Below are 25,396 nucleotides of genomic sequence, written 5' to 3'. Positions count from 1 at the left end.
AAAAAAATACATATTAACCATCCTTTTGGAAATAAATAAATTGATATTATTTCAACATAATGGAGGATGTAAGTATGGAAGAACAAGAGCGTACAGGTACGGGTGAGAGTAGTGATTCCTTAACGAATCGCCAGGGCCATCCAGTCACCGACAACCAAAATATTCGTACGGTTGGAAACCGAGGGCCTTCAACATTAGAGAACTATGATTTTATCGAAAAAATTACTCACTTTGACCGTGAAAGAGTGCCAGAGCGTGTTGTTCATGCTCGAGGAGCAGGTGCTCATGGATATTTTGAGGCCTACGGTAAAGTCGGCGATGAACCAGTTTCCAAATACACGAGAGCGAAGCTATTTCAAGAAGCGGGTAAACAGACGCCTGTCTTTGTTCGTTTTTCAACCGTGGTAGGTGGCATGGAATCGGTTGAGACGGCACGTGACCCTAGAGGATTCGCTGTCAAATTTTACACGGAAGATGGAAACTGGGACCTTGTCGGGAATAATTTAAAAATCTTCTTTATCCGCGATGCGATGAAGTTTCCTGATATGATTCATTCGTTCAAGCCGGACCCTGTCTCAAATGTCACGAACCCAGAAAGAATGTTTGATTTTCTTTCTCGAACACCAGAGGCAACACATATGGTGACATTTGTCTTCTCACCTTGGGGCATTCCAGCGAATTATCGTCAGATGCAGGGCTCAGGCGTGAATACATACAAGTGGGTCAACGCCGAGGGCAAGGCCGTTTTGGTCAAATATCATTGGGAGCCATTGAAGCAAGGGATCAAAAACTTAACCTCAAAGGAAGCTGCAGAGATTCAGGCACAAAATACAAGCCATGCGACGCAGGATTTGTATGAGGCGATTGAGCGCGGGGATTATCCTGAGTGGGAGTTTTGCGTTCAAATTATGAGTGATGATTACCACGAGGAATTAGATTTTGACCCATTAGATGATACGAAACTATGGCCAACCGATAAGTTTCCATTTTTAAAAGTGGGAAAAATGGTTTTAAACAAAAATCCGGATAACTATCATAACGAAGTGGAGCAGTCTGCCTTTGGAACGGGCGTACTCGTTGATGGATTAGATTTCTCCGATGATAAAATGCTGCAAGGTCGTACGTTTTCCTATTCTGATACGCAGCGTTACCGTGTCGGAACGAACTATTTACAACTGCCGATTAACTCGCCGAAAAAGCGTGTAGCGACCAATCAGCGCGGTGGACAAATGTCGTACCACGTGGATGCAGGTGAAAATCCGCATATTAATTATGAGCCTTCTGTTATCGGAGGCTTGAAGGAAGCGGAGCAAGTAGGAGATGTTCATGAACCGCATTATGATGCTAAATTGGTTCGTGAAAAAATTGACCGCACGAATGATTTCGCCCAAGCTGGTGAAACTTATCGTGCATTTGAAGATTGGGAAAAAGATGAGCTCATCAGCAATCTAGTAGATAATTTAAAAGTGTGTCGAAAAGAAATTCAGGATCAAATGATTGAGTACTTTACGAAGGCGGACGAGGAGTATGGAAGACGTGTTCGTGAAGGGTTGGCGAATGCCTCCGTATCAGACAAAAAGAATACAGGAAGCGCTAATGCAGATGCAGCAACTAAAAAGGCAGAACAAATGGGACATGAAGCGGATCCGTATTAAGCAAAGATACCTCCTATTGGGGGTATTTTTTCGTGTAGAAGAGAATTGTCGAAAATATTTTCAGAAAAATCATATTAAAACAGTTCCATTTTTCTTCAATCTGTTATAGAATACAAAACGTAATCATCAAATCTGTATTATAACAATGAGAGGAGAATGTAAAAATGACAAATGAACGGATACAGCAATTAAAAGAAAGCTGGGAAAATGATACACGGTGGAAAGGGATTGAACGTCCATATACGGCAGAAGAGGTCATCAAATTACGTGGTTCATTAGATGTGGAGCACACACTTGCCCGACGCGGTGCAGAAAAACTGTGGAAACTGGTAAATACAGAGGATTTCGTCAATGCATTGGGGGCATTGACAGGAAACCAAGCGGTGCAACAGGTTAAGGCTGGACTTAAAGCGATTTACTTAAGTGGCTGGCAGGTCGCGGCGGATGCCAACCTTTCTGGACATATGTATCCAGACCAAAGCTTGTATCCAGCTAACTCAGTGCCAAGTGTGGTAAAACGGATTAACCAAGCATTACAACGTGCAGATCAAATTACGTACTTAGAGGGCGACGAATCAATTGACTGGTTTGCACCAATTGTCGCTGATGCAGAAGCTGGCTTTGGTGGTCAGTTAAACGTGTTCGAGCTCATGAAAGGAATGATTGAAGCGGGAGCAGCTGGCGTTCACTTTGAGGATCAACTATCTTCTGAGAAAAAATGTGGCCACTTAGGTGGAAAGGTATTGCTTCCAACGCAAACAGCCATCCGTAACCTGATTGCAGCCCGACTTGCTGCTGACGTCATGGGTGTTCCAACAGTTCTAGTTGCTCGTACGGATGCAAACGCAGCTGACTTAATCACAAGTGATGTTGACCCATATGATGCACCGTTTATAACCGGAGAAAGGACAGCAGAAGGATTCTATCGTACCGAGGCTGGACTTGAACAAGCCATTGCTCGTGGACTTGCTTATGCTCCATATGCTGATCTAATCTGGTGCGAAACATCTGAGCCAAATATTGAAGAGGCTCGACGCTTTGCTGAAGCGATTCACGATCAGTTCCCAGGCAAACTTTTAGCCTATAACTGTTCACCATCCTTCAACTGGAAATCTAAGCTTTCGGACGAAGAGATTGCTAACTTCCAAATCGAGCTTGGTAAAATGGGCTACAAGTTCCAATTCGTAACCCTTGCTGGATTCCATGCCCTTAACCACAGCATGTTCAATCTAGCACTTGGCTACAAAGATCGTGGCATGGCTGCTTATTCTGAATTGCAACAAGCTGAATTCGCAAGTGAAAAGGATGGCTATACAGCAACACGTCATCAACGAGAAGTTGGAACAGGCTACTTCGACCAAGTTTCAATGGTTGTTACAGGAGGAACTTCCTCTACTACAGCATTGAAAGGTTCGACAGAAGAAGAGCAATTTACCACAACTGGTAAGTAATGAAAAGGGGCCCAATCCGATATTGGATTGGGCCCCTCTAGTTATCTGTTAAATATGACGAGAGTAGAGAAGTGACCGAATATGGTCACTTTTCTTTTTGGTAAAATCGTCGAGCTTTGGCGCGATTGCCGCAATCGGCCATGGAACACCAGCGACGGCTTCGGTTCCGGCTCGTATCGAAGAATAGCCATCCACAAGCATCTCCCTCACATTGTTTGACTCGTTCGAGGTCGTCTTTGGAAACGAGTAAATCGACAGCAGATTGCAAAATTGGAGGAAGCATACTATCCAAGTTTTTCTCGGTATACTTGAATTTCAAAGTAAAATGATCCTCTTCCGGGGTGACGTGCAAAGTTTGATAGAAGAAGCTCACAGATTGATTGAAACGTTCCAGATCTAACGGGTGAGGCGATGTTTCTTTCGAAATACACTTGAAGATTCGATACATGACTTCCCGCATTTCAATTGCTTCCTTCAGTACCTCTTCCGATTCATCCGGTTTCTCCTCTGCTTTTAAAAGAAGAGCTTTTGCTTGTTGTCCGGTCAAGACTTCAGCATGGATGCACCAGTCGACCAATTTTTCGTAACTTGTAAACCAATCCCGTCTCTTCTCAGAACTTTCTCGCCAACTGACGGTATTGATAAAATCCATACACAAACGTTCTCCGACCATCATATAAGGGTTCGTTTCTGACATAATTAAAACTCCTTTACTATAACCATCATAATACATATTGACAGTTAAAAACAACATTGTTAAGATTTAACCATCTAAATGTATTTTAATGGTTAAAAACAATTTCAGGAGGTATTGAGATGAATAATCCAATGTTGGTAGCTGTTAGAACGTTGTTGAAGGAAACATTTGATGGACCTGAAGAAAACGCAAGCTGGTATACAGAAGCAAAGCCTGGTAGTGGGTTATTTGGAACACTTGAAAAATTATCTGCAAAAGATGCTTCGGTATCTGTCAATGGTACGACCATTGCTGCACAAACGGATCATACCCGCTATTACTTATGGGTGGCGAATTCCTACTTAAATGGAGAAGAACCCAAAAAGGATTGGGAAGCATCATGGAAAATCACAAACATTAATGAAATGACATGGGAACAGTTTAATGAGGAACTTCGACAAGAATACACAACACTACTTAACAAGATTGACTCACTTGACTCTTTAGATGAAGAAACATCGCATAGTCTTTTGGGAGCGATCGCTCACTCCGCCTACCATCTCGGTTCGATACGACAAATGAGTAAGGTGATTAAAGTCCAAAGCCAAATATAAGCATTAAAAAGCTCAAAGGAATCAATCCTTTGAGCTTTACAATTTTATATAAACACTTCGTTGGAAGAAGAGATCTTTTTTGCGATATGATATAAGTGGGAATACTAAGAACGAAAATAAGATTCCGAACATAATAAATAATAGCTTCAAAGTAAGGAGGATTTACATTGCCTGGCCCTAATTTGGATGATTACTTACAACAAGGAATGTACGGTCAAAAGGAAATAAATCCAGATGAAAGGAGAAAATTTCTAGGAACACTGAGAGAAAGAGTGGTCATTGCTCTTACACAAGCACAGGTGAGAGAGGAGAACATTTTTACAGAAGTCGAGGAGGCGTTAAAATCAAATCGTGATGCAACGTTGTTGCTGAATGGAAACATCGATTACGCACACCTCTCCAAATACATCAAGCTTGCTAGCAAATACAAGGCGGAATACACGATTGTCACCAACAACGAACATAATTCTGAAATCGGGTTAGTCCTTGCTCAAGAACACGCTGTGGATAAAGAAGATATCTACGTAACACATAAGAAAATTGAGTACGTGGAAAGCAAAGAGAAAAAAGGGTTGTTAAGTGGTTTAACAAAAATATTTAAGAAGTAGAAAAAAGGTGATCCGAAAATCACCTTTTTTACGTTGAATCAAGGATTTAAGCGGACTCTCTGTTGCTTTATAGCGTCAAATTTTGTTATCATCAAGTTATTGTTGACGATTTAAATACAAGCCCCTGGAGGTGACTCAAATGTCAAGAATTTCAACTGAAGAAGTAAAGCATGTGGCCAATTTAGCGAGACTTGCTGTGACTGAAGAAGAAGTAGAGAAATTCACGCAGCAGCTCGACAAAATTATTTCATTCGCAGAACAATTAAACGAATTAGATACAGAAAACGTGGAACCAACCTCACACGTACTAGATATGAAAAATGTGATGAGAGAGGACGTTCCAGCAAAAGGACTTCCACGCGAAGAGGTGCTTAAGAACGCGCCAGAACACGAGAACGGCCAGATTAAAGTACCATCGATTATTGAATAAGGAGGGGAACTCATGAGTTTATTTGATCAGAAGCTAAGCACGCTTCAAGAATCATTACATAAAAAAGAAATTACTGTTTCCGACCTTGTGGACGAGTCCTATAAAAGAATTGCCCAAGTCGAAGATAAGGTTCAAGCTTTTTTAACATTAGACGAAGAAAGAGCACGCCAAAAGGCAATTGAATTAGACCAAAAGCTAGGTACGGATGATGCAAATGGGCTTCTATTTGGAATGCCGATCGGAATTAAGGACAATATCGTCACACGCAACCTTAGAACAACGGCAGCAAGTAAAATTCTTGAAAACTTTGATCCGATTTATGATGCTACAGTTGTGCAAAAGCTTCAAGCGGCAGACAGCATTACCATCGGAAAGCTTAATATGGACGAGTTTGCGATGGGTTCTTCCACTGAAAACTCTGGCTTCCAAAAGACAAAGAATCCTTGGAATTTAGAAACAGTGCCAGGTGGATCTTCAGGTGGTTCTGCGGCAGCTGTGGCAGCAGGAGAAGTCCTTTTTTCATTAGGATCTGATACTGGTGGTTCGATTCGTCAGCCAGCATCCTTCTGTGGAGTAGTCGGCTTAAAACCTACATACGGACGTGTTTCTCGTTTTGGCCTAATCGCATTCGCTTCGTCTCTAGACCAAATTGGTCCAATCACTAGAACGGTTGAAGATAACGCCTATCTTTTACAAGCGATTTCTGGATTAGACGCAATGGATTCGACTTCAGCAAATGTGGACGTGCCTAATTTTGTGCAATCTTTAACAGGTGATGTGAAAGGCCTTAAAATTGCGGTGCCGAAGGAATATCTTGGCGAAGGCGTGAAGGAAGAGGTTAAGCAATCTGTTTTAGACGCGTTGAAAACTCTTGAAAAATTGGGCGCAACTTGGGAAGAGGTATCACTTCCACATTCGAAGTATGCTTTAGCAACGTATTATTTGCTGTCTTCTTCAGAAGCTTCTGCTAATCTAGCACGCTTTGACGGTGTCAGATACGGCTACCGTTCGCCAAATGCGGAAAACTTAATGGACTTATATAAAAATACGAGAGCAGAAGGCTTTGGGGAAGAGGTTAAGCGACGTATTATGCTTGGAACCTTTGCGCTAAGCTCTGGTTATTATGATGCTTATTATAAAAAGGCTCAAAAAGTTCGTACGCTCATTAAGCAAGACTTTGAAAATATTTTTGCAAAATATGATGTCATTGTCGGACCAACAACGCCAACACCAGCTTTCAAAATTGGTGAAAATACAGCGGACCCAATGACAATGTACTTAAACGATATTTTAACCATCCCAGTAAACCTTGCAGGGGTACCAGGAATCTCAGTTCCATGTGGATTCTCTAATGGCTTGCCACTTGGCTTACAAATCATTGGAAAACACTTTGATGAAAGTACGGTATATCGCGTTGCCCATGCGTTCGAGCAAGCAACAGACTTCCATAAACAAAAACCACAATTGTAAGAGAGGTGAGACAAGTGAAATTTGAAACGGTGATCGGACTTGAAGTCCATGTCGAATTAAAAACAGATTCAAAGATTTTCTCGGCGAGCCCGAACCATTTTGGAGCGGAACCAAACTCAAACACAAGTGTGATTGACCTAGGTTATCCAGGCGTTTTGCCGGTGTTGAATAAAAAGGTTGTCGATTACGCGATGAAGGCTGCGATGGCCCTTAACTGTGAGGTCGCAACCGAAACGAAATTCGACCGCAAAAACTATTTTTACCCAGACAATCCGAAGGCGTACCAAATCTCGCAATTCGATAAGCCGATCGGGGAACATGGCTGGATTGAGATTGAGGTCGATGGCTACAAAAAGAAAATCGGCATCACGCGCATTCATATGGAAGAGGATGCTGGGAAGCTGAATCATGAAAAAGGTTACTCCTTATGTGATTACAATCGCCAAGGGACGCCATTGATTGAAATCGTATCTGAGCCAGACATTAGAACGCCAAACGAAGCTTACGCTTACTTGGAAAAGCTGAAATCTATCATCCAATATACGGGTGTTTCCGATTGTAAAATGGAAGAGGGATCCCTACGTTGTGATGCCAATATTTCCATTCGTCCAGTGGGACAAGAAGAGTTTGGAACGAAGACGGAGCTTAAGAACTTAAACTCTTTTAATTTTGTTCGCAAAGGACTAGAGTACGAAGAAAAGCGTCAAGAGGAAGTTATTTTAGCAGGTGGAACGATTGAGCAGGAAACACGTCGTTTTGATGAGGCTACTGGAAAGACACTTCTTATGCGTGTAAAAGAAGGGTCTGATGATTACCGTTACTTCCCAGAGCCAGATTTATTGGATATCTACATTGATGAAGCGTGGAAAGAAAGAATTCGCGCTGAAATCCCAGAGCTTCCGGATGCACGTCAAAAACGCTACATTGAAGAACTTGGATTACCAGCTTACGATGCAGCTGTTTTAACAGTGACAAAGGAAATGGCTGATTTCTTTGAAGCAACAGTAGCGGCCGGTGCCGATGCGAAGCAAGCTTCTAACTGGTTAATGGGTGAATTGTCTGGTTACTTGAATGCGGAGCAAAAAGAGCTTGAAGATGTAGCATTAACTCCAGAAGGATTAGCAGGCATGATTAAGCTGATCGAAAACGGTACGATCTCTTCTAAAATTGCGAAGACAGTTTTCAAAGAATTGATTGAAAACGGTGGCGATGCTGAGCAAATCGTTAAGGAAAAAGGACTTGTCCAAATCTCTGACGAAGGTGCGTTGCTGAAAGTTGTGACTGAGGTATTAGACAACAATCCTCAATCGATTGAAGACTATAAAAATGGTAAGAACAAAGCGGTTGGATTCCTTGTTGGTCAGCTAATGAAGGCGACAAAAGGACAAGCAAATCCGCAAATCGTGAATAAATTGTTGCTTGAAGAAATTCAGAAGCGTTAAATTTTGGTTGGAAATGCTGGTAGGCTATAATGGGCTTACCAGTATTTTTTTATTTGAGGGGGATTTGGAATGAACTTGCTTGATTGGTTTAACAAAGGGTTAACGTATGAAGAATACAAGGGACAAATGAAGATGAATCTCTCAGAAATGAACGCGATTTATGAGCAATTTGAAGTGAATGATGAAAGACTTTCTGCTTTAACAGGTGTTGCATCGAAGGTCATCGTTCTAACCGAAGATTGGTGCGGGGATGCACTTATGAACAACCCGATTCTGATGAGAATCGCAGAGAAGCTCGGTCTCGATGTTCGTTTTGTGTTAAGAGACAGCAACCTTGAATTAATGGATCAATATTTAACGAATGGAACAGCGCGCTCGATTCCTATCTTCATTTTTATCGATGATGAAGGCAATGAAAAAGCAGTATGGGGACCACGTGCTGCTGAAGCGCAAAGCATGGTTGACAGTTGGCGTTCTGAGCTTCCAGCGAAAGAAGCGGAAGATTTTGAGGAAAAGCAAAAAGCGATGTTCCGGAAAATCAAGCAAACGTATGCTGAAGACACGGATTTATGGAATGCGGTTGCGAATAGCATTATTGCGAAATTAGAGAACGTGAGATAGAGGAAAGGACATAACATTTCGATCAATGTTATGTCCTTTCTCTTTGCTTCATGCTCATTGATAAACGACTTCTCCAACAAACATATCAGGAAAGCCTTCATAGAAATTCACTACATCTTTTAATCCTTCTTGACTCGCTTCACTTGCTAGAACGGCTTGCAAGGCTTCGCTAGATTCGAAATAGAGAGTAGTTGTAACTTGATAAGGTGGCTTTGAGCCGTCCAAAGCTTGATAGAATTTCTTCACTTCGTATCGTTGCATGCCTAGAGGCTTAAGAACCTCATTGCACCAAGCCAGGTGTTTGTCTCGATAGTACTCCTCGTTAAAAGGTACATCCGTTTTGTAGCAAAATGTGATGGTGGCCATATTCATCCTCCTTTATTGAAATGCCTCTTATATGTATATTTCATTTTTGGAAAGAATATGGCGCTCAAATCATTGGAATTAACTCCTAAATGACAAACCTTCTTCTGCTAAGGATTTTCTCAGATTTGGTAGGGAGACTGGTCCAATCCCATGAAGTTTTAGAATTTCTTTTTCAGTGTACTGGGAGAGTTGTTGCAAAGTATCAATTCCTTCGTGAACTAAGGCATTTCTAGCAGGTGAACTTAGTTTCGCTAGGAAACCACTTTCGGGTTTATTCTCTTTATCGCAAGTAGGACAGCTTGTACAATCGCTACTTTTGTAATACTTATGGCCCTTTTCACAAACCCTTAAATTTTTTTCAGCAGTCAAAAAACATTCCTCCTACACACCTGATCGAGCAATTTTCTGCTTATCATTAACCATATTGAAAAAACTATTTTACCACTTCGAATGATGTTAACTTATCTTTTAAAATGGACTTATAAGAGTCAATTTCATATTTTGTATTATTGATGATTTCTTTTTTCATTTTTAACCTATCAACTATTTCTAATTCCATTTTCCTTCTAGCTTCAAGCACTTTTATCGTTCCTTCGATACCGGAATAGTTATGTTCTTTGCCATAGGCTTGGTTTGTGTAATAGTCGACAAATCCTTTGGACCAATCTGTGGATCTTTCCTTTACTGCCTTCTTAAATGAAAATTCAAGATTGTCTTGGTTTACATAGAATAGAACAGGATCTAAATTTTCGATGATTTTGGCAAGTTTCATGACATAATTTATAATATTTTCTTTTTGCTCATTATATTTAACCATTCCAATAGTTAATGGATTTTGGATGAAGCAGCATTCAAAGATATAAACTTTGTTGTCATTCAATGCAGTGTTAGCAAATTCACTCCATTTGTCAGCAACTAATTCAACATTTCGATCAAATGGTAATTCATATATATCGTTTTTGGAAATAGTGGTAAATAATTCGTCTGACAGCTGGTTACCGAACTCATTTTTTATCTTTATGTATGGTAAAAAGTGATTGCTGCCTTTTTTTATCCCTCTTTCAAGAAACAATTCTTTAAAACTTCCGCTGTTAGATAATAATTGATCGAATTCAAATTCATTAAAACAGGATACACCATCATAATCAGCCGGATGGTCCAAATTTCCCTCTAAAAATAATTCAACTTCAATATTGTTCTCAGTAAGAATTTCATTTAGTAGCTTGGCAGTAGTTGATTTCCCAAAGCCAGGTAAACCTTCTACTATTAATAATTTTGTTTTCATAAAAATTAATCCCTTCTTATAAAGCTATTCAGTTAAAACATCCCGTTTAGTTGAAGGGATGGTATATATCATTGTCCAAGAAGTTCCTGATGAGCCACACTGCTCAAATCCAAGTTTCTTATAAAGTTGTACAGCTTGATGGTTTTTAGGGTCAACGCTCAAAGAAAGTGATGTATAACCGTCTCTAGAAGCAGTTTCAAATAACTTTTCCATAAGTAGGTTGCCGATCCCTTTCCCTCTTGCTTTCGTAGTCACAGCTATCCCTAGTTCAGGGGTTTTATCATTTACAAATCCATAACCTTTTTGGTCCTCTGTAAATAGGCGGTACCACGCAGCACCAACAGGGATGTTATCCTCAAAAGCAATTAATGCTCTATCTCCTTTTCTTCCCCATCCCTCATTATACTTTTTCAGATGTGGCAAGTTTAGCAGTTCCTCTTTAGGGGGCTTATTTTCGGGAATATGAATGGACTCGTACATCATATCCATTAAAAAATCTAAATCATGCTCACTTTGTTTCAAACTTTCTATGTGTATCAAAAATATCACCCCACTTGTTTCTATACTATTTCGACATAAAAAATTAATTACCTGTCTTAATAGAACAACCTTGCTATAAGGAAGCGATACATAGTATCAAACAAACTGAAAATAATAGCAGAGAGGTAGAACGAAATGGGGCATATCGCGAACTGTAATAGGGGGAATAGTAATGGAAAATATCGCTGACATCGTCCATATAGGTGAATTAATAGCAGTCTCGAAGGTTTTTCATTTAAACCCTTTCCAAATGGTAACCTCAATCGAAAAAGGTTTAGTGGAAGTTTTTGAAACGAAAGAAGCTTTTTTAGCAAAATACGGAAGCAAAGAAATTTATGAAGAATTAGAAGATTGGTGTGAGCTAAACAATGGGAAGGTGTTTACTAAACCAAAGTAGGTCATGCCTAATTTCATTTCAATAGTATTATTTCATTTGTTCAATACTGTTTTGTACGATTGCGACCATATTATCTTCGGCACCAAGACTAAAGTTAAGAAAAACTCCACTTCCTCCACCAGCACCAATGGCTGAAATGAAAATATTGCTGTTACTGCCAACAACTGTAAGGCTCAAACTGGCTCTGTTTCCATTCCTCATAAAATATTTATCATATACTCGAACGGCTATTTTAGTATCTCCAAAGGTGTAGTTGCTTTCATCAACTAATTTCATACTTATTCCACTATTGCTAATATCATTTTGCAATTGATTAACGACTTCCTCAAATTGACCAATAATCGTCTTTTCGTACTTTGCCATGATTATCTCAACTCCCTTCGATGGTATAATAAGACATTTTTACTTATTGCTTAAAAGTTTTATAATACTCGTACCCTAAGATTGTTAACCCTAATATCGTCAACAAAACTCCGATTATAAAAGGAAAACCCAAAAATAGTGACTGTATAGCTTCAACTTCTTCGCCATATTGCTTCTCTCCAAAAATCGCATACCATAATTTTGATTTTCCAGACCATGCCGTAATACTTGTTGCATAAATAGAACCCGAAAGAATAATTGCTAATGTAACTAATAAACCGCCAAGCATTATAAAGCCACCAATAATGGTTCTCTTCACGAACGTTTCCCCCATTTAATTCTAAGATACGGTACTTCATAAAACGACAAATCAATAAAACATCATTATGAAAAGATTATTTAATTAAATATATTCGATAAATATACCTACTTTCCTTTTAAATCATTTTTCAATTTGCTTTCTTAAATTAAAATTAGATTATTTCAAAAAAACTTTAAACACATTACCATTTTTTGTTAGAATGGATAAGATGAAAGGAGTTTTTGAATTGAAAATCTTTATCTCTATCATTTTATCCGCTGTTTTATTATTGGCTATGTCAGCTTGTGAATCTTCATCTGAGGAAGCAGCGAAGCAAAGTCAGTCACAGCCTGAAACATCAAGCAAAAAAGATAGTGGTTCCAAATCAGATGAAAGCTCAATGTCAAAAACATCGAAAAACACCATTAATGGATCCGACACAGATCATTCATCTGGAAGTACAAATAGCTCAAAGACAAATAGTTCGAACGAAAAGGAAGAAGTTTTTTATGGTCAGTGGCAAATTAATAAAGTCATAGCCTATGGTCCAGCCGGAACTTACAGTAGTGACGACGTCACAAAATTAATGGGTAAACAATTAACGTTTTCAAAAAATAGTGCGACTAGCTTTGGAGACAAAATCGAAGATATGGACGAGAGCGTATCCGATCCAATTTATAAAAAAACTGAGGTTGCTAAAAATGAATTTGCAACTAATTATCGAGTTACATTTGAACAACTAGGTATTGATGGTGACACTGTTACCGAGGTAGATGCAACTAGCACACAAGGAATTGGCACAGTAATCTTCATTACGGACAAAAATAAGCTCATTTTATTTGGTGGTGGTACATTTTTTGAACTAGCAAAAACTGATGAGCCTGCCCAAAACCAATTCACATCCGAAGAAATCAACCAAAATGCAGCTGTTTCCTTAGTTGAAGATTATTTAAGTGATAAAAACGAGTTAGTACAAGACGAGAATCACTTTGTACTATTTGAAGAAATGTATAATGACTACTACATGGTAAGATATTCAACATTAGTATCGGGCCATTCTTCAACCAATGGACGTTATGCAGTAGATATTGAGAACGGGGAAGTCACAGAAATAACGGATGCTGCTGATTTAGACGAATTAAAATAATCCCTATGAATGTAAAAAGCAATGGAGTACAAATTCCATTGCCTTTTACTTTATGAATATAGATTGAAAATCTCAACCTCACAGACAATTCTTTACTTTATACGTGAGCGTCAGGAAACCTATCGGAAACAAGATTCAAGCTAATGTTATGCTCAAGAAGTGCCTTTAAACCAGAGAGAACAATCGTATAACCTCCTGTTGAATCGATCACTTGATTAACGATTTCTTCTGGACTTCCTTTAAATCCTGCGTTAATAATCGTGACAAAAGTGCCTTCTGACCTAGGGATAAAAATCCACTCCACGGTCGTGTCATCGTCAAATTTGATGAGAATTCGATTGTTTTGTTCTACTTCTTTTACATCAAGTTCAGCAGAGACGCCATACATCTCCCAATCCCAACGGATACGTTTCCCTGCTTCTAATCTTCCGCTGCTCTTAGTAAACCAGAATTTTGTCGTAATGGCAGGATCGATAAAAGCATCGAATACCTCTTCAACAGGTTTTCTGATTAACATTTCTACTTTTGAAATTGATACTTCTTCCAGAGTCGTCATTATGCATTCTCCTTTTCATGTTTATATCGATTACAATCAGTGTATACTTTAAATAAAATCACCCTAATAAATTCAAATTATCGGCTTCTTCAGTACAATCATTTCAACAAAAGTAAGCATGAATCCTTCTTAGATTATTACTTAATTTCCATCTTCACATACATAACTGCTGAAAGGGCGACAGGAACTCTCCACCAAGAAAATTGGCTGTATCCAATAGGCGATTACTGATTTTAAAAAAATGAAAAATAGCAGTTGACTATCTCGCTACTGCGTGTTACGATATACCTGTAATAAGTCACACGAAATACCGAAACCACTGAATAGATAAGCAACGAAAATAATTTTTAGAAAAATAGTTGACGCTCTTGCTACTTGGTGATACAATGTACTTGTAATAAGCAATACTGAATAGCCAATGGTTATTCGGTAAAAATTTCACTCGGTACTAAGTTATACTGAATATAAGTCAGACAAAATAGAGGAGGCGTTGAATGTGGAAAGTTTAACTCAGACAAAATAGGGAGGCTCGACATGGAAATTTAAACTCAGACAAAATATGGAGGCAAAGAACATGGAGAATTTAACTGAAATGCTGAAGGGTTCTCTCGAAGGCTGCGTACTGGAAATCATCAGCCGACATGAAACCTATGGCTACGAAATTACTCGTCGCCTAAACGACCTTGGATTCACCGAAGTTGTGGAAGGGACGGTCTACACGATCCTTGTGCGACTAGAAAAGAAGCAACTGGTGAACATTGAAAAGAAACCGTCAGATATGGGGCCACCCCGCAAGTTTTACACACTTAATGAGGCTGGTCGTCAGGAACTTGAATTTTTTTGGAAAAAGTGGGATTTTTTATCTTCGAAAATTAATATGTTAAAAAGGGAGGAATAATGATGAAGAATTTTATAGAGCTAATCGTTGGTGATTTAGAAAGCAAAAAGGAATACAAAGCATTTATGAAAAAAGTAAATTCCCTACCGAAAGATTACGCTTTTGTGTTCAAGAAGATCCAAAAGTATATGTGGAATTTTGGATACGGATTTGGAGAAGAAATCATCAATTTATATGAACTGTTTGAAGCTAGTGCTGCAGAAGGAAAGCATGTGCTAGATGTTACTGGTGAAGACGTGGCAGCATTTGCCGACGAATTGATGGCTCTCTCTAAGCTTGATGGAGAATCGGCGAGTGTAGTAGGAGGGCAAGTCGATTTGAAAAAAGAAATTGATAGTAGAGTGGAACAGCAAGTAAAAATATGGACGAATAAAAAATAAGTAGGAGGTTATAAACAATGGTAAATTTCATCAAAAAGATACTTGACGATAAGAAAGAATACAAGGAAATGATGGCGCGTGTAGAAGCATTACCAGGTGACTACCCGAAGGTCTATAAAGAAATCTGTAACTATATGTGGAGTTTCGCCTCTGGAAGTGGCATGGATATGCTGAGAATCCAGTACGATCTTATAGACTTGTTTGAAGCTGGTGCGGCAGATGGCAAAGACGTATTGGAAGTGACAGGAAAAGACGTGAATTCATTCGCAAATGGACTTATCGACCAAGCGAAAAGATGGGATGATAAGTTACGCAATAATTTGAACAAAAGCATCTTTGATCGTGTAGGTAAGAAAAAATAAAGCAACAACTGACTGAATAGCTAGCTATGTGAAATGCTACCTTCGTTATTCAGTTATATTTTCACCTTAGTAGTAAGTTATACAGATTATCAGTAAGGCTAGATAGTGGGTTAAATGTTTTTATTATAAGGAGGAAGAAAGTATGAGTAATGTAGCCATTTCTGTAAAAGGGTTAAAAAAATCTTTTAAAGACAAAGAAGTATTAAAGGGAGTAGATTTTGATGTGCGGCGTGGCGAAATTTTCGCCCTGCTAGGCTCAAATGGAGCGGGCAAGACGACGACAGTCAATATTCTCTCAACGCTAATGAAGCCCGATGGTGGCGAAGCAAGTATTTGTGGCCATGATGTCCAACGTCAATCAGATCATGTTCGCCAAAGCATCAGCCTGACAGGACAGTTCGCAGCAATAGACGGGATGCATACAGGAAGAGAAAACCTGATTATGATTGCGAAGTTGAGAGGAGTTTCCAAACCAGCTCAAGTCGCTGATGAACTACTTGCGAAATTCAGCCTGACTGATGCGGCCAACCGCCGGGCAGAACAGTATTCCGGTGGGATGAAGCGCAGACTAGACATCGCCATGAGCCTGATCGGGAGTCCAGATGTCATTTTTCTCGACGAACCAACGACAGGACTTGACCCTGAAGCGCGGATTGAAGTCTGGAATACTGTCAAGGAGCTTGCTGGCAGTGGCACGACCATCTTGCTGACGACCCAGTACCTGGAGGAAGCCGAACAATTGGCGGATCGTATCGCCATCCTGCATGGCGGAAAAATCATCACGACTGGTACCCTTGCCGAACTTAAAGAGATGTTCCCGCCAGCGAAAGTGGAATACATTGAGAAGCAGCCGACTTTGGAGGAAATCTTCCTCGCGATCATCGGCAAAAAGGAGGAGATGTAAAATGAAAAGCAGAACAGGAGTATTACTAGGACGTTTAATGCGCAACATCATGCGCAGCCCGGATACAATTATTACGGTGGCGATTACGCCGATTGCAATGATGCTGCTGTTTGTCTACGTATTTGGCGGAGCCATAAATACTGGCACAGGAAACTACGTCAATTATTTATTGCCGGGAATCTTGTTGATGGCGATCGCATCTGGGGTCTCTTACACAGCCTTCCGGTTGTTTGGGGATATAAAGAGCGGGCTGATGGCACGATTCATAACGATGCCAATCAAGCGCTCGTCGATATTGTGGGCTCATGTGTTGACATCACTTGTTTCCAATATGCTGACAGTCGTAGTGGTCATACTTGTTGCGCTCTTGATGGGCTTCCGCTCAAGTGCCGGTATCTTGGAATGGCTTGCGGCAGCTGGGATACTCGGATTGTTTACGCTAGCACTTACATGGTTAGCTATCATTCCTGGATTAACAGCAAAGTCTATGGAAGGGGCAACGGCTTTCTCATACCCGCTAATATTCTTACCGTTTATCAGTTCGGCCTTTGTCCCTACCGAATCCATGCCTAAAATTGTCCGTGCGTTCGCGGAGAACCAGCCCGTGACTTCCATCGTGAATTCAATTCGTGCACTTTTAAATAACGGGACTGTGGGCAATGATATCTGGATCGCACTTGCTTGGTGCGTTGGCATCATGATTATCACTTACTTCATCGCCAGTAAAGTATTTAAGCGGCAGTTAGGGTAAGCATTTCATTATTTGATTGGTCAGATGGATGATGAAAGGTAAGGATAGGAAAACGCATCGTTAATTCGATGCGTTTTTTCTAGCATTTCAGGAACTTAAAAACCACAATTGGAACTGAAGTAACTTCCCTTAATACATTTGACTCCACAAGGCAAATCTAATGAGTAGGAGGGAGTGCTGTGCCAATAAAAATCTTATTACTTATGATGTTTTTCCTTTTCCAATTCGTTCCTGTGACAAAGGCGGAAGCACCGCCTAAGGCTGCCTTTGTTCGTGACCACCAGTTATGGATGAAAGAGGGAGACAAAGAAATTCAACTGACCAAAGATAAATATGTTCATTCACCGGAGTGGTCCTATGATGGTAGATTTATTGCTTACATAGACGGTGATGATAAGGGAGAGAAGTCTAACCTCTGGGTTTATGATACAAAGAGGAAGGAAAACTATGAGCCATACACTTATATACAGACTTCTTATTTTTCATGGTCGCCAGTTGCAAATGAGCTAGCCTATATATCTGGATGGGTCCTTAATGTGACAAAAACAAAGGATGGAAGGCCAGATGGATTTGAAAATGTGGCTTTAGGTGTTAGTGGCTTTGAATGGTATCCAAATGGGAAGGAGTTTATTGTTTCTGCTAGTTCAAATCGCCTCCCCACAGGTTGGGAGCCCATTAAGTTGTATCGTCTACCAAAAGATATGAATCTTGATGAGAACAAATCGAAATTATTGTACTCCATCCCAATCGATGAAAATCGAATATTTGCGGTTACTGTTAGTGACTTTAAGTGGAGTCATGACGGCAAATGGGTTAGTTTTCTTGGTACGCCAACAGCATCTTGGGCGATGGACAGTAATCCGTTATGTGTCTTATCTGCAGATGGAAAAGTGTTCAAGGACATCGGTAGGATGCTAGGATATCGTGACTGGATTAAATGGGCACCACAAGCAAACCAATTAGCTTATATTTCAGGGGAAGGTAGATTCTTTGTTGAAAATAAAATCACAAAAATTGCTGAAATTGAAGCATCCACTAAGCAAAAAGAATATACGCCAAAAGGATATGTAGACTTAGATTTGGAGTGGCTGTCACCCTCAGAAGTAATCGTTGCGCGAGCCCCTGAAAACAAAGAGTGGAAAGAGGGGCCAGTTCCTACAATGTACACCTCTCTATACGCGATCAATTTGGACTCTGGTACTCAGAAACAAATTACATTTCCAAAAGAGAATGAGTTAGATTTAGAGCCGCAGGTTGTTGGCTCTTATCTCACATGGATACGTGGGACAGACGAAATGGGCAAAGGGGATGTGTGGATAAAGCAGGATAAGCAAAAAGAGGCGAATATATGGATAAAAGATGTTGATTTTGCACCTGTTCTATTTTAAAAGTCGGCGTTCGTAGTCTCTATTGAAAGGAATTCCGGAACATTTGCCAACCATTCCGGAAAAATAATATTAATTCCGGAAAACCCACCACTTATTCCAGAAATTCAAAAAAACGAATTTGGGGCAGTTGTTAAGAAAAACTGCCCCTTTTTATAGCTGTATTCCTTTAATTACATCTACTCCTTGTTTTCGTCTTCTAATAAGGGAGTTTCCTCTTCTTTACTTTCCATTTCATAGAGTTCAAACAGCTGAACAAATTCATCAATGACCATGTCAATGGCCTTTAGCTCACCGACTAAGATTGGATTAATGGACTGTAACTCCGGTGTCTCTAATTGTTTCATAAGTGTAGAACGTTTAAGATTCAGAGTTTCTAAAAATGAAATGGCTCTTCCGCGGCGAAATGTTTTTGCACCATGATGGCCCTTATGATGATGACTAGCGCCCTGGTGGTGTCTGTTTTCACCATGACCTCTATTTTTCATAAAAAAGCTCCTTTCGTTGTATACGTTTGTATACGTATTGTTATACTTCAAATGTATACATTTGTATACGGAAAGTCAATAAAAAAAGACATAACATCGAAATGTTATGTCCCTTAAGCTCTAATCTAGATTCTCCGCACCCATGCCTACTCGCTTTAATAATTCAATCAACTGCACTTTTTCATCATCGGTGATAGAAGAAAAGTTTTGAGAAATGGTTGCCACATGTTTTGGAAAAATCTCATCAAAGAGTGTTCGGCCTTCTTCTGTCAAAACAACATTAGAAGCCCTTCGATCATTCGGGTTTGGTTGCCTTGCTACAAGGCTTTTCTTTTCTAACTTATCTACTACATAAGTAATACTTCCGCTAGGAATAGAGAAGATTTCACTAATCTTTTGAACAGGGTGAGGGCCCTTACTATAAAGCAATTCAAGAATCATAAAATTTTCCCGACTAAGATTATGACTTTCAACATCTTTGATGATGTTTTCCATAATCGCTTTTGAAGCCTTCATCCAAACGCGAAACAATCTCAAATCCAAATTACTTTGATCTGGCATGAAACCAACCTCCAAATCATTAAGGTTCTGTCTTAAGAATAATCAACTTCTGTTGGAATCTCAATGGTTTTAGAGGGACAATGAGCCGAAATTAATGATTAATACAACCAATCCTAATACTAATAGAATGATCGGCATCATCATGGCTTTAGCAGGATCCTTAATTTTGATATGTGTAAAAATGGCCCCGATCATCGTTACCACGATCACTAATCCACCCCAAGCAGCTAACGTTTCGTTCCAAATACCTGCAATCACGAGGACAGCTGCAACAACTTCTACTAACCCTGTGAAAATTCTAAACCAGCCTGGATAGCCATAAGTTTTGAAGCCTTCCACCATTTGTTTGGAACCGAATTTCATGGAGCCAAACATTAAGAAACCCACGCCTAATAAAACTTGAAGAATAATAGATAATATCGTCATTTATTTCTCTCTCCCTTTATCCTAATATTATTTATCCTAAATTTAGGACTTATTTATCCTAACATTAGGATAAATTCTCTGTCAACAAAAAAACCAACCCAATTTAAGGTTGAAGCAACTAGAAAAAGGAATATAAGCGGATTTTCTCCGGTTATATTCAGAATGAAAGTCGTTTTGGGATATTTAAACGGAGTTTTTCCGACTATACAAAACAAAACCCTTCATTTTCACGTTTTTTGGGTCGATAAGCGGAATTCCTCCGTCTATATAAGCCTTTTTTTATAAAAAACCCAAAATAAGCGGAAATTTTCCGTCTGTATAACATAAGATCGGTGCGTTCGCCGAGACCAAATCAGTAAATAAAGAAAAGACATATGCAAATGCATACGTCCTTGAATTACGATTTTTTGATCGGGGGAACCCGATCATTTTTCAAATTCTTATCGTTTACCTTTGGTTCCTTATGCGCCCTGAAGTTTCGAATGTTGGACCGGTGTAAAAAAATCAAGAAAAGAATAAATAAGAAAAAAATAAGTTCGTGTTTCCAGCCCGGTTCAAAAAATGCGAAAACAAATAAGGCAACGCCGACAGAAAGGGACCCTAAGAAAACATACTTTGTCCAAAAAATGACGCCAAAAAATGTGAGATAAGCGACCAACAACATCAATGGATTGGCAACAAGTAACGTCCCAGCGGTTGTCGCAATGGCTTTTCCACCTCTGAAGTGAGCGAAAATCGGAAAGCAGTGACCAACGACGGCGACTAGTCCTGTTATCAGTGGGTCTAAATCGACACCAAAGAATATGGGAAGTGCTGCAGCAAGTGCGCCTTTGCCAATATCGACAATCAATACGGCAACACCAGCTCTTTTTCCAAGCACCCGAATCGTATTCGTCGCCCCTGGATTGTTGCTTCCATGCTCGCGTATATCAATTTTGAAAAATAGTTTTCCTACGATTAAGGCTGTTGGAATCGCCCCAATTAAATAAGCCCCTATTAAGAGAATTACATTCATTTTATCCCCCCTTTAAAATTCATGGTAACATGATAATAATATTGAAGAAATAGAGGGTTTTAGACAAACTAATAGCGAATTTTGTCGAATGACCCAAACTTTTTTAAAAAAAGTGTAGGGGTATTGATCAAGGCTTTCGTCTATTGATGTGGAAGCTGCTCGAAAGGGGGAGAGAGTGATTAACGATCAGGTTCTTATTAAAAAGATACTTAGCGGCAATGATCATGCGTTCAGAATACTCGTGGAAACGTATCGGACCGAATTGTTCCGAACGGTTTACGCGGTGCTTCGGAATCAAAAGGACGCTGAAGATGCGACGCAGGAAGTTTTTATGAAGATTTATCATGCTCTCCCCCAGTATGAGAATCAAGGCTTTAAAACTTGGATGAAACGCATTGCTGTTAATCATGCAATTGATATAAAAAGAAAGCAGGAACGACGGCGCGAAGAAATCGTTGAGGTGCTTGAGTATGATGCACTCGTATCGACAAGAGATCATCTTGAGAACAAGGTGATCAAACTCGAGCAACGTAGGCTAGTAAGAGAAAGGTTGGAGGAGCTCCCTGAAAATTATCGGGAGGTCGTACACGACTTTTATATAGCTGAAAAAAGCTATCAGCAAATGGCTGAAGAGCAACAGGTTCAAGTCAAGACGATTGAAACGAAGCTTTATCGGGCACGAAATTGGATGAAGAAGCATTGGAAGGAGGACGATTTTTCATGAATCACGTAGCTTATGAACAATGGATGTTATATGTGAAAAATGAATTAACTGAACAAGTCCGAGAGGGATATGATGACCATTTGTACAGTTGTGACGAATGTTTAGAACTTTACCTTCAAGCGGTGGATGAGGTAGAATCTCAGCTTCCGATTCTAACCAATGCAGATGATTTTACCAATAGCATAATGGCCCAGGTGGCGAAAACAAAAAAACAGAAAACCAAGGTTGCTTTTTATCAAAAAACAGCCTTTCATTACGCGATTGCAGCAGCGATGACGGTTCTCTTTATGTCGTCAGGAGTGTTTCAATCAATTACAAAATATGTTGACGCGGTGCAGGAGCCGACGATTGAAGAACGGAAGCCTTCCGTTACAGAGGGTCTGGTTAACAAGACATTTGCGTTTATGGACAATATGAAAAATAGGGAGGCGAACAAATAATGAATAAAAATCCGGTATTGGCATTTATATTAGCTTTTTTCCCGGGATTGGGTATGCTTTATTTACAAAAAACACTTCGCGGCCTAGCTTATATGGTTGGGGAATTTGGATTAATTGCTCTTTTCGCCATTTTTATGTCAATGTACGAAGGAGATATCGCCATTTTTATCGTGTTCTTAGGTATCATCCTCTATGTTGTAAGCATAATCGACACGGCGATGACCGCATCGAAAACGGTGTATAAAAAAGAACCGTTTATGGCAGATGGTGATACACCAAAGGGTGACACGCTAGAGAAGGAACGTTTTTATACAATTGTTCTATCTTTTTTACCAGGAGTTGGACATTTTCAACTTGGGCTCATGAATAGAGGAATGACTCTATTAACAGCATTTCTCGGCACGATCATCATGGTGTTTTTCGTTACCGTGCTCACATCAAATGATGTGCTCCTCATCTTTTTAGCATTGGTACCTGTGATTTGGGTGTACGGATTCTTTGATGCGATTCAGCAGCTGAACAAAAAACAACGTGGAGAAGAGCTTGTAGACCGTTCCATTTTAGAGGACTTAGAAATGAGAAGAGAAGATGGAAAGAAGAGCAAGTCGATTGCCACTTTCTTATCGATTTTCCCAGGGGCAGGGCATTTGTACCTTGGCTTGCAAAGCCGTGGCCTACAATTGATGGCAGCCTTTCTATTCTCCATCTATATATTAGATGTTCTACGATTAGGAATCTTCCTCTTCTTAATTCCAATCATCTGGTTCTATAGCTTTTTTGATGGATTGCAAAAAGCGTCTCGCTTTGGAAAAGAGGAGCTTGAGGACACGCCGATTATTTCTTATTTGATTAACCACCAAAAGTGGGTTGGAATTGGACTTATCGTGTTAGGATTCTATTATTTGTTAACGAATATTGCACTCCCAGCACTATCACCAATCCTTCGAGAGTTTCTCGATTTTGATTTAAGATTCTGGTTTGACCAGTATTTCCAAACAGGGATTGTGTGCATTCTCTTGATTGGTGGCGGAATTAAATTGCTAATGGGAAGTAAGAAAAAGAAAGTGGAGGGGACAGCGGAATGAGAACATGGCGTGTAGGTACCGTTTCGATGGGAATTTCCCTCCTCCTTCTGGGGATTTTCCTTTTACTATCTGAATTTATCGGTTTGAGTTTATCGAATATCTTGATGTCCTGGTGGCCAATCATATTGGTTGTGCTTGGGGCAGAAATTCTTTTGTATTTATTCTTTTCTCGCTCAGAAAAGCCGCTTTTAAAATATGATTTTCTGAGTATTATCTTTGTTGGCGTACTTGGGATGGTAGGCATTGGCTTTGCGATTATGAGCTCAATGGGCTTAAATGATCTTGTTACTGAAGCGATTGCTCAAGAGGAACAGACCATCGAATTACCCGAGCTAGCACACGTTTTAAAGGAAGATATTCATAGAGTCGTAGTTGATACAGCGGATTATCCGTTCCAGGTGGAAACGACATCTAGTAGTGAGGTATCGATGTTTGGAACGTATCGAGCATCTGTACAAAAAGGGCAAAGCCTTGTGAAAAGTGTAGAAGATTATGTTTCGGTCCACCAAAAAGGGGATACACTATTTTTACAGGTGAAAAAGCTACCTACGGACTTTAGTCCATTTAGTTATGATTATGCGGAAATTGATGCCACTTTATTAGTGCCTGAGAATGTAAAGCTCGAAATTGTGGGACACAGTAATCTAACGTTAAAACCAAGAGCGCAAAAGAGCAACTGGCACATCGAAAATGCCAGTAATGTTGAGCTAATGCTTGGCAAAAATAGTGATGTCACGGTTCATGCGAAAAATGTGGACGAATTAGTAAATGATCATGGACAATGGGAATCAGATGGGGTTTCAGAACAAAATGGTATGTTTAAAATCGGTTCAGGTACACATAGTATAGATATTGTGAATGTCTTTCACGTGGATGTAAGTTTGTTGAATGAATAAGGGTTTAAAGGGATATTCTCGATTCTTGCGAGGATATTTCTTTTTGGATAGAATATACTCTGGGACTAAAATCTTAAATTTTGTCCACCGAGTTGTGATAGTGGCAGTTCCTTTTTTATTAGAGTATGATAGTATATGGAATTATTTTCTAGCAATTTGAAAAGTAGGATGGATGGTATGAAAAGAGCAAGAATTATTTATAATCCAACTTCTGGTCGTGAAATGTTTAAAAAGCATTTGGCAGACGTACTGCAAAAGCTTGAAGCAGCAGGCTATGAAACGTCTTGTCACGCAACAACGGGTGCTGGAGATGCAACTGTGGCTGCGAGAGTAGCAGTTGAAAGAAGGTATGATCTCGTTGTCGCGGTTGGTGGCGATGGAACCATCAATGAAGTCGTAAACGGTTTAGCTGAACAGGAATATCGACCAAAGCTAGGGATTATTCCTGCAGGAACAACGAACGATTTCGCAAGAGCCGTTCATATCCCGCGTGATGTCATGGCAGCAACAGATATTATTGTCCAAGGTGACACGATTCCAGTCGATATCGGTCGGATCAATGATAAATATTTCGTGAATATTGGCGGCGGTGGCCGTTTAACTGAGCTTACATATGAGGTCCCAAGCAAGCTGAAAACGATGCTTGGACAGCTTGCCTACTATTTAAAAGGGATTGAAATGCTACCGTCTTTCAAAGCAACTGAAGTAAGCATTGAATACGATGGAAAGCTATTTGAAGGGGAAGTCATGCTCTTCTTAGTCGGTCTAACCAACTCTGTGGGAGGCTTTGAAAAGCTAGCCCCGAATGCTTCGATCAATGACGGACTGTTCTCCCTCTTGATTTTGAAGAAAACAAACTTGGCTGATTTCATTCGTGTCGCGACGCTTGCGTTACGTGGAGAGCATGTAAACGATCCGAATGTCATTTACACACAAGCCAATCGCATTAAGGTGCAATCACAAGATAAGGTTCAACTCAATCTCGACGGAGAATTCGGCGGACTTTTACCAGCTGAATTCGTGAACCTGTATCGCCATATCGAGGTGTTCGTTCCGATCGATCAGATTCGGGATGAGGACCGACCAGAATAATAATTAAGAATCAGTCACTTTTGAGTGGCTGATTTTTTTTATCAATTTTAGGAAAAAATGAATGAGA

33 protein-coding genes are annotated in these 25,396 nt (G+C 39.8%); 21 read left to right on the top strand and 12 right to left on the bottom strand.

The annotated features are described in order from the left end of the window. The first annotated feature begins 74 nt into the window (after positions 1 to 74). Together FAR12_RS20880 and aceA are read left to right on the top strand one after the other, a co-directional pair. Entirely contained in the window at positions 75 to 1,655 is a 1,581-nt protein-coding gene (locus FAR12_RS20880; RefSeq protein WP_170972278.1) for a catalase, read from the top strand. A 164-nt stretch (positions 1,656 to 1,819) separates the two neighbouring features. Beyond that, positions 1,820 to 3,106, top strand: coding sequence for an isocitrate lyase (aceA, locus tag FAR12_RS20875; protein ID WP_126410706.1), 1,287 nt, complete (start codon positions 1,820 to 1,822; stop codon positions 3,104 to 3,106). Between the two features lie 85 nt (positions 3,107 to 3,191). Here aceA and FAR12_RS20870 read toward each other — a convergent pair whose 3' ends face one another. Continuing rightward, the gene (locus FAR12_RS20870; protein WP_126410705.1) at positions 3,192 to 3,803 is read right to left on the bottom strand and encodes a CGNR zinc finger domain-containing protein; all 612 of its coding nucleotides are present in this window, start codon (positions 3,801 to 3,803) and stop codon (positions 3,192 to 3,194) included. Positions 3,804 to 3,922: 119 nt separating this feature from the next. Here FAR12_RS20870 and FAR12_RS20865 point away from each other — a divergent pair, with 119 nt between their 5' ends. From FAR12_RS20865 to FAR12_RS20840, 6 genes are all read left to right on the top strand, one after another. Then, positions 3,923 to 4,396 (top strand): hypothetical protein, encoded by a 474-nt coding sequence (locus FAR12_RS20865; RefSeq protein WP_126410704.1) that lies wholly within the window; start codon positions 3,923 to 3,925, stop codon positions 4,394 to 4,396. Between the two features lie 167 nt (positions 4,397 to 4,563). Further along, positions 4,564 to 5,004: a YueI family protein gene (locus tag FAR12_RS20860; protein ID WP_126410703.1), complete on the top strand. Its 441-nt coding sequence runs from the start codon at positions 4,564 to 4,566 to the stop codon at positions 5,002 to 5,004. Between the two features lie 139 nt (positions 5,005 to 5,143). Then, positions 5,144 to 5,434 (top strand): Asp-tRNA(Asn)/Glu-tRNA(Gln) amidotransferase subunit GatC, encoded by a 291-nt coding sequence (gatC, locus tag FAR12_RS20855; protein WP_126410702.1) that lies wholly within the window; start codon positions 5,144 to 5,146, stop codon positions 5,432 to 5,434. Between the two features lie 12 nt (positions 5,435 to 5,446). Continuing rightward, positions 5,447 to 6,904, top strand: a complete 1,458-nt coding sequence (gene gatA / locus FAR12_RS20850; RefSeq protein ID WP_126410701.1) for an Asp-tRNA(Asn)/Glu-tRNA(Gln) amidotransferase subunit GatA — start codon at positions 5,447 to 5,449, stop codon at positions 6,902 to 6,904. A gap of 14 nt (positions 6,905 to 6,918) precedes the next feature. After that, positions 6,919 to 8,346 carry an Asp-tRNA(Asn)/Glu-tRNA(Gln) amidotransferase subunit GatB gene (gatB, locus tag FAR12_RS20845; RefSeq protein ID WP_126410700.1) on the top strand — a complete coding sequence of 476 codons (1,428 nt, stop codon included), beginning with the start codon at positions 6,919 to 6,921 and terminating at the stop codon, positions 8,344 to 8,346. A gap of 69 nt (positions 8,347 to 8,415) precedes the next feature. Beyond that, positions 8,416 to 8,967 carry a thioredoxin family protein gene (locus FAR12_RS20840; protein WP_126410699.1) on the top strand — a complete coding sequence of 184 codons (552 nt, stop codon included), beginning with the start codon at positions 8,416 to 8,418 and terminating at the stop codon, positions 8,965 to 8,967. A 54-nt stretch (positions 8,968 to 9,021) separates the two neighbouring features. Here FAR12_RS20840 and FAR12_RS20835 read toward each other — a convergent pair whose 3' ends face one another. From FAR12_RS20835 to FAR12_RS20820, 4 genes are all read right to left on the bottom strand, one after another. Next, a complete protein-coding gene (locus FAR12_RS20835) occupies positions 9,022 to 9,333 on the bottom strand; it encodes an EthD family reductase (protein WP_170972277.1) in 312 nt (103 codons plus the stop codon). A 78-nt stretch (positions 9,334 to 9,411) separates the two neighbouring features. Next, positions 9,412 to 9,702, bottom strand: coding sequence for an RNA polymerase alpha subunit C-terminal domain-containing protein (locus FAR12_RS20830; protein WP_126410697.1), 291 nt, complete (start codon positions 9,700 to 9,702; stop codon positions 9,412 to 9,414). Between the two features lie 64 nt (positions 9,703 to 9,766). After that, on the bottom strand, positions 9,767 to 10,618 hold the full coding sequence (locus FAR12_RS20825) for a P-loop NTPase family protein (RefSeq protein ID WP_126410696.1): 852 nt from the start codon (positions 10,616 to 10,618) through the stop codon (positions 9,767 to 9,769). A gap of 24 nt (positions 10,619 to 10,642) precedes the next feature. After that, the gene (locus FAR12_RS20820) at positions 10,643 to 11,158 is read right to left on the bottom strand and encodes a GNAT family N-acetyltransferase (protein WP_126410695.1); all 516 of its coding nucleotides are present in this window, start codon (positions 11,156 to 11,158) and stop codon (positions 10,643 to 10,645) included. A 172-nt stretch (positions 11,159 to 11,330) separates the two neighbouring features. Here FAR12_RS20820 and FAR12_RS20815 point away from each other — a divergent pair, with 172 nt between their 5' ends. Then, the gene (locus FAR12_RS20815; RefSeq protein ID WP_126410694.1) at positions 11,331 to 11,555 is read left to right on the top strand and encodes a hypothetical protein; all 225 of its coding nucleotides are present in this window, start codon (positions 11,331 to 11,333) and stop codon (positions 11,553 to 11,555) included. A 27-nt stretch (positions 11,556 to 11,582) separates the two neighbouring features. On the opposite strand, the gene FAR12_RS20810 is transcribed toward FAR12_RS20815, so the two are convergent. Continuing rightward, a complete protein-coding gene (locus tag FAR12_RS20810) occupies positions 11,583 to 11,918 on the bottom strand; it encodes a DUF6054 family protein (protein ID WP_126410693.1) in 336 nt (111 codons plus the stop codon). Positions 11,919 to 11,961: 43 nt separating this feature from the next. Continuing rightward, positions 11,962 to 12,237, bottom strand: a complete 276-nt coding sequence (locus FAR12_RS20805) for a hypothetical protein (protein ID WP_126410692.1) — start codon at positions 12,235 to 12,237, stop codon at positions 11,962 to 11,964. 229 nt (positions 12,238 to 12,466) lie between these two features. Between FAR12_RS20805 and FAR12_RS20800 the strand changes: the two genes are divergently transcribed. Beyond that, positions 12,467 to 13,366 carry a hypothetical protein gene (locus tag FAR12_RS20800; RefSeq protein ID WP_126410691.1) on the top strand — a complete coding sequence of 300 codons (900 nt, stop codon included), beginning with the start codon at positions 12,467 to 12,469 and terminating at the stop codon, positions 13,364 to 13,366. A 97-nt stretch (positions 13,367 to 13,463) separates the two neighbouring features. On the opposite strand, the gene FAR12_RS20795 is transcribed toward FAR12_RS20800, so the two are convergent. Beyond that, a complete protein-coding gene (locus tag FAR12_RS20795; protein ID WP_126410690.1) occupies positions 13,464 to 13,922 on the bottom strand; it encodes an SRPBCC family protein in 459 nt (152 codons plus the stop codon). 574 nt (positions 13,923 to 14,496) lie between these two features. On the opposite strand from FAR12_RS20795, the gene FAR12_RS20790 reads away from it, so the two are divergent. From FAR12_RS20790 to FAR12_RS20765, 6 genes are all read left to right on the top strand, one after another. Beyond that, positions 14,497 to 14,820 (top strand): PadR family transcriptional regulator, encoded by a 324-nt coding sequence (locus FAR12_RS20790; protein ID WP_126410689.1) that lies wholly within the window; start codon positions 14,497 to 14,499, stop codon positions 14,818 to 14,820. 2 nt (positions 14,821 to 14,822) lie between these two features. After that, entirely contained in the window at positions 14,823 to 15,200 is a 378-nt protein-coding gene (locus FAR12_RS20785; protein WP_425456219.1) for a DUF1048 domain-containing protein, read from the top strand. A gap of 17 nt (positions 15,201 to 15,217) precedes the next feature. Further along, positions 15,218 to 15,562 (top strand): DUF1048 domain-containing protein, encoded by a 345-nt coding sequence (locus FAR12_RS20780; RefSeq protein ID WP_126410687.1) that lies wholly within the window; start codon positions 15,218 to 15,220, stop codon positions 15,560 to 15,562. A gap of 142 nt (positions 15,563 to 15,704) precedes the next feature. Further along, positions 15,705 to 16,466: an ABC transporter ATP-binding protein gene (locus FAR12_RS20775; RefSeq protein ID WP_126410686.1), complete on the top strand. Its 762-nt coding sequence runs from the start codon at positions 15,705 to 15,707 to the stop codon at positions 16,464 to 16,466. Between the two features lies 1 nt (position 16,467). After that, the gene (locus FAR12_RS20770) at positions 16,468 to 17,217 is read left to right on the top strand and encodes an ABC transporter permease (RefSeq protein ID WP_126410685.1); all 750 of its coding nucleotides are present in this window, start codon (positions 16,468 to 16,470) and stop codon (positions 17,215 to 17,217) included. A 179-nt stretch (positions 17,218 to 17,396) separates the two neighbouring features. Continuing rightward, positions 17,397 to 18,605 (top strand): translocation protein TolB, encoded by a 1,209-nt coding sequence (locus tag FAR12_RS20765; RefSeq protein ID WP_170972276.1) that lies wholly within the window; start codon positions 17,397 to 17,399, stop codon positions 18,603 to 18,605. A 176-nt stretch (positions 18,606 to 18,781) separates the two neighbouring features. On the opposite strand, the gene FAR12_RS20760 is transcribed toward FAR12_RS20765, so the two are convergent. The 4 genes from FAR12_RS20760 to plsY form a co-directional block, all read right to left on the bottom strand. Continuing rightward, a complete protein-coding gene (locus FAR12_RS20760) occupies positions 18,782 to 19,090 on the bottom strand; it encodes a hypothetical protein (protein ID WP_246010466.1) in 309 nt (102 codons plus the stop codon). 120 nt (positions 19,091 to 19,210) lie between these two features. Next, a complete protein-coding gene (locus FAR12_RS20755; protein ID WP_126410684.1) occupies positions 19,211 to 19,651 on the bottom strand; it encodes a MarR family winged helix-turn-helix transcriptional regulator in 441 nt (146 codons plus the stop codon). Positions 19,652 to 19,720: 69 nt separating this feature from the next. After that, entirely contained in the window at positions 19,721 to 20,077 is a 357-nt protein-coding gene (locus FAR12_RS20750; protein WP_126410683.1) for a DoxX family protein, read from the bottom strand. A gap of 397 nt (positions 20,078 to 20,474) precedes the next feature. Next, positions 20,475 to 21,092, bottom strand: a complete 618-nt coding sequence (gene plsY / locus FAR12_RS20745; RefSeq protein WP_126410682.1) for a glycerol-3-phosphate 1-O-acyltransferase PlsY — start codon at positions 21,090 to 21,092, stop codon at positions 20,475 to 20,477. 178 nt (positions 21,093 to 21,270) lie between these two features. Between plsY and FAR12_RS20740 the strand changes: the two genes are divergently transcribed. From FAR12_RS20740 to FAR12_RS20720, 5 genes are all read left to right on the top strand, one after another. Beyond that, the gene (locus tag FAR12_RS20740) at positions 21,271 to 21,816 is read left to right on the top strand and encodes an RNA polymerase sigma factor (protein WP_246010467.1); all 546 of its coding nucleotides are present in this window, start codon (positions 21,271 to 21,273) and stop codon (positions 21,814 to 21,816) included. After that, a complete protein-coding gene (locus tag FAR12_RS20735) occupies positions 21,813 to 22,256 on the top strand; it encodes an anti-sigma factor (RefSeq protein ID WP_126410680.1) in 444 nt (147 codons plus the stop codon). Before FAR12_RS20740 ends, FAR12_RS20735 begins: the two co-directional genes overlap by 4 nt. Then, entirely contained in the window at positions 22,256 to 23,341 is a 1,086-nt protein-coding gene (locus FAR12_RS20730) for a hypothetical protein (RefSeq protein WP_126410679.1), read from the top strand. Before FAR12_RS20735 ends, FAR12_RS20730 begins: the two co-directional genes overlap by 1 nt. Continuing rightward, positions 23,338 to 24,237 (top strand): hypothetical protein, encoded by a 900-nt coding sequence (locus FAR12_RS20725; RefSeq protein WP_126410678.1) that lies wholly within the window; start codon positions 23,338 to 23,340, stop codon positions 24,235 to 24,237. The genes FAR12_RS20730 and FAR12_RS20725 overlap by 4 nt, the downstream gene beginning before the upstream one ends. A 177-nt stretch (positions 24,238 to 24,414) precedes the next feature. Continuing rightward, entirely contained in the window at positions 24,415 to 25,329 is a 915-nt protein-coding gene (locus tag FAR12_RS20720) for a diacylglycerol kinase (RefSeq protein WP_126410677.1), read from the top strand. The last annotated feature ends 67 nt before the right edge of the window (positions 25,330 to 25,396 follow it).

It is taken from the genome of Bacillus yapensis, assembly GCF_005280205.1.
GTDB lineage: Bacteria > Bacillota > Bacilli > Bacillales > Cytobacillaceae > Robertmurraya > Robertmurraya yapensis.
Note: the sequence above shows the minus strand (reverse complement) of the source record. Positions and strands in the feature narration are given on the sequence as shown.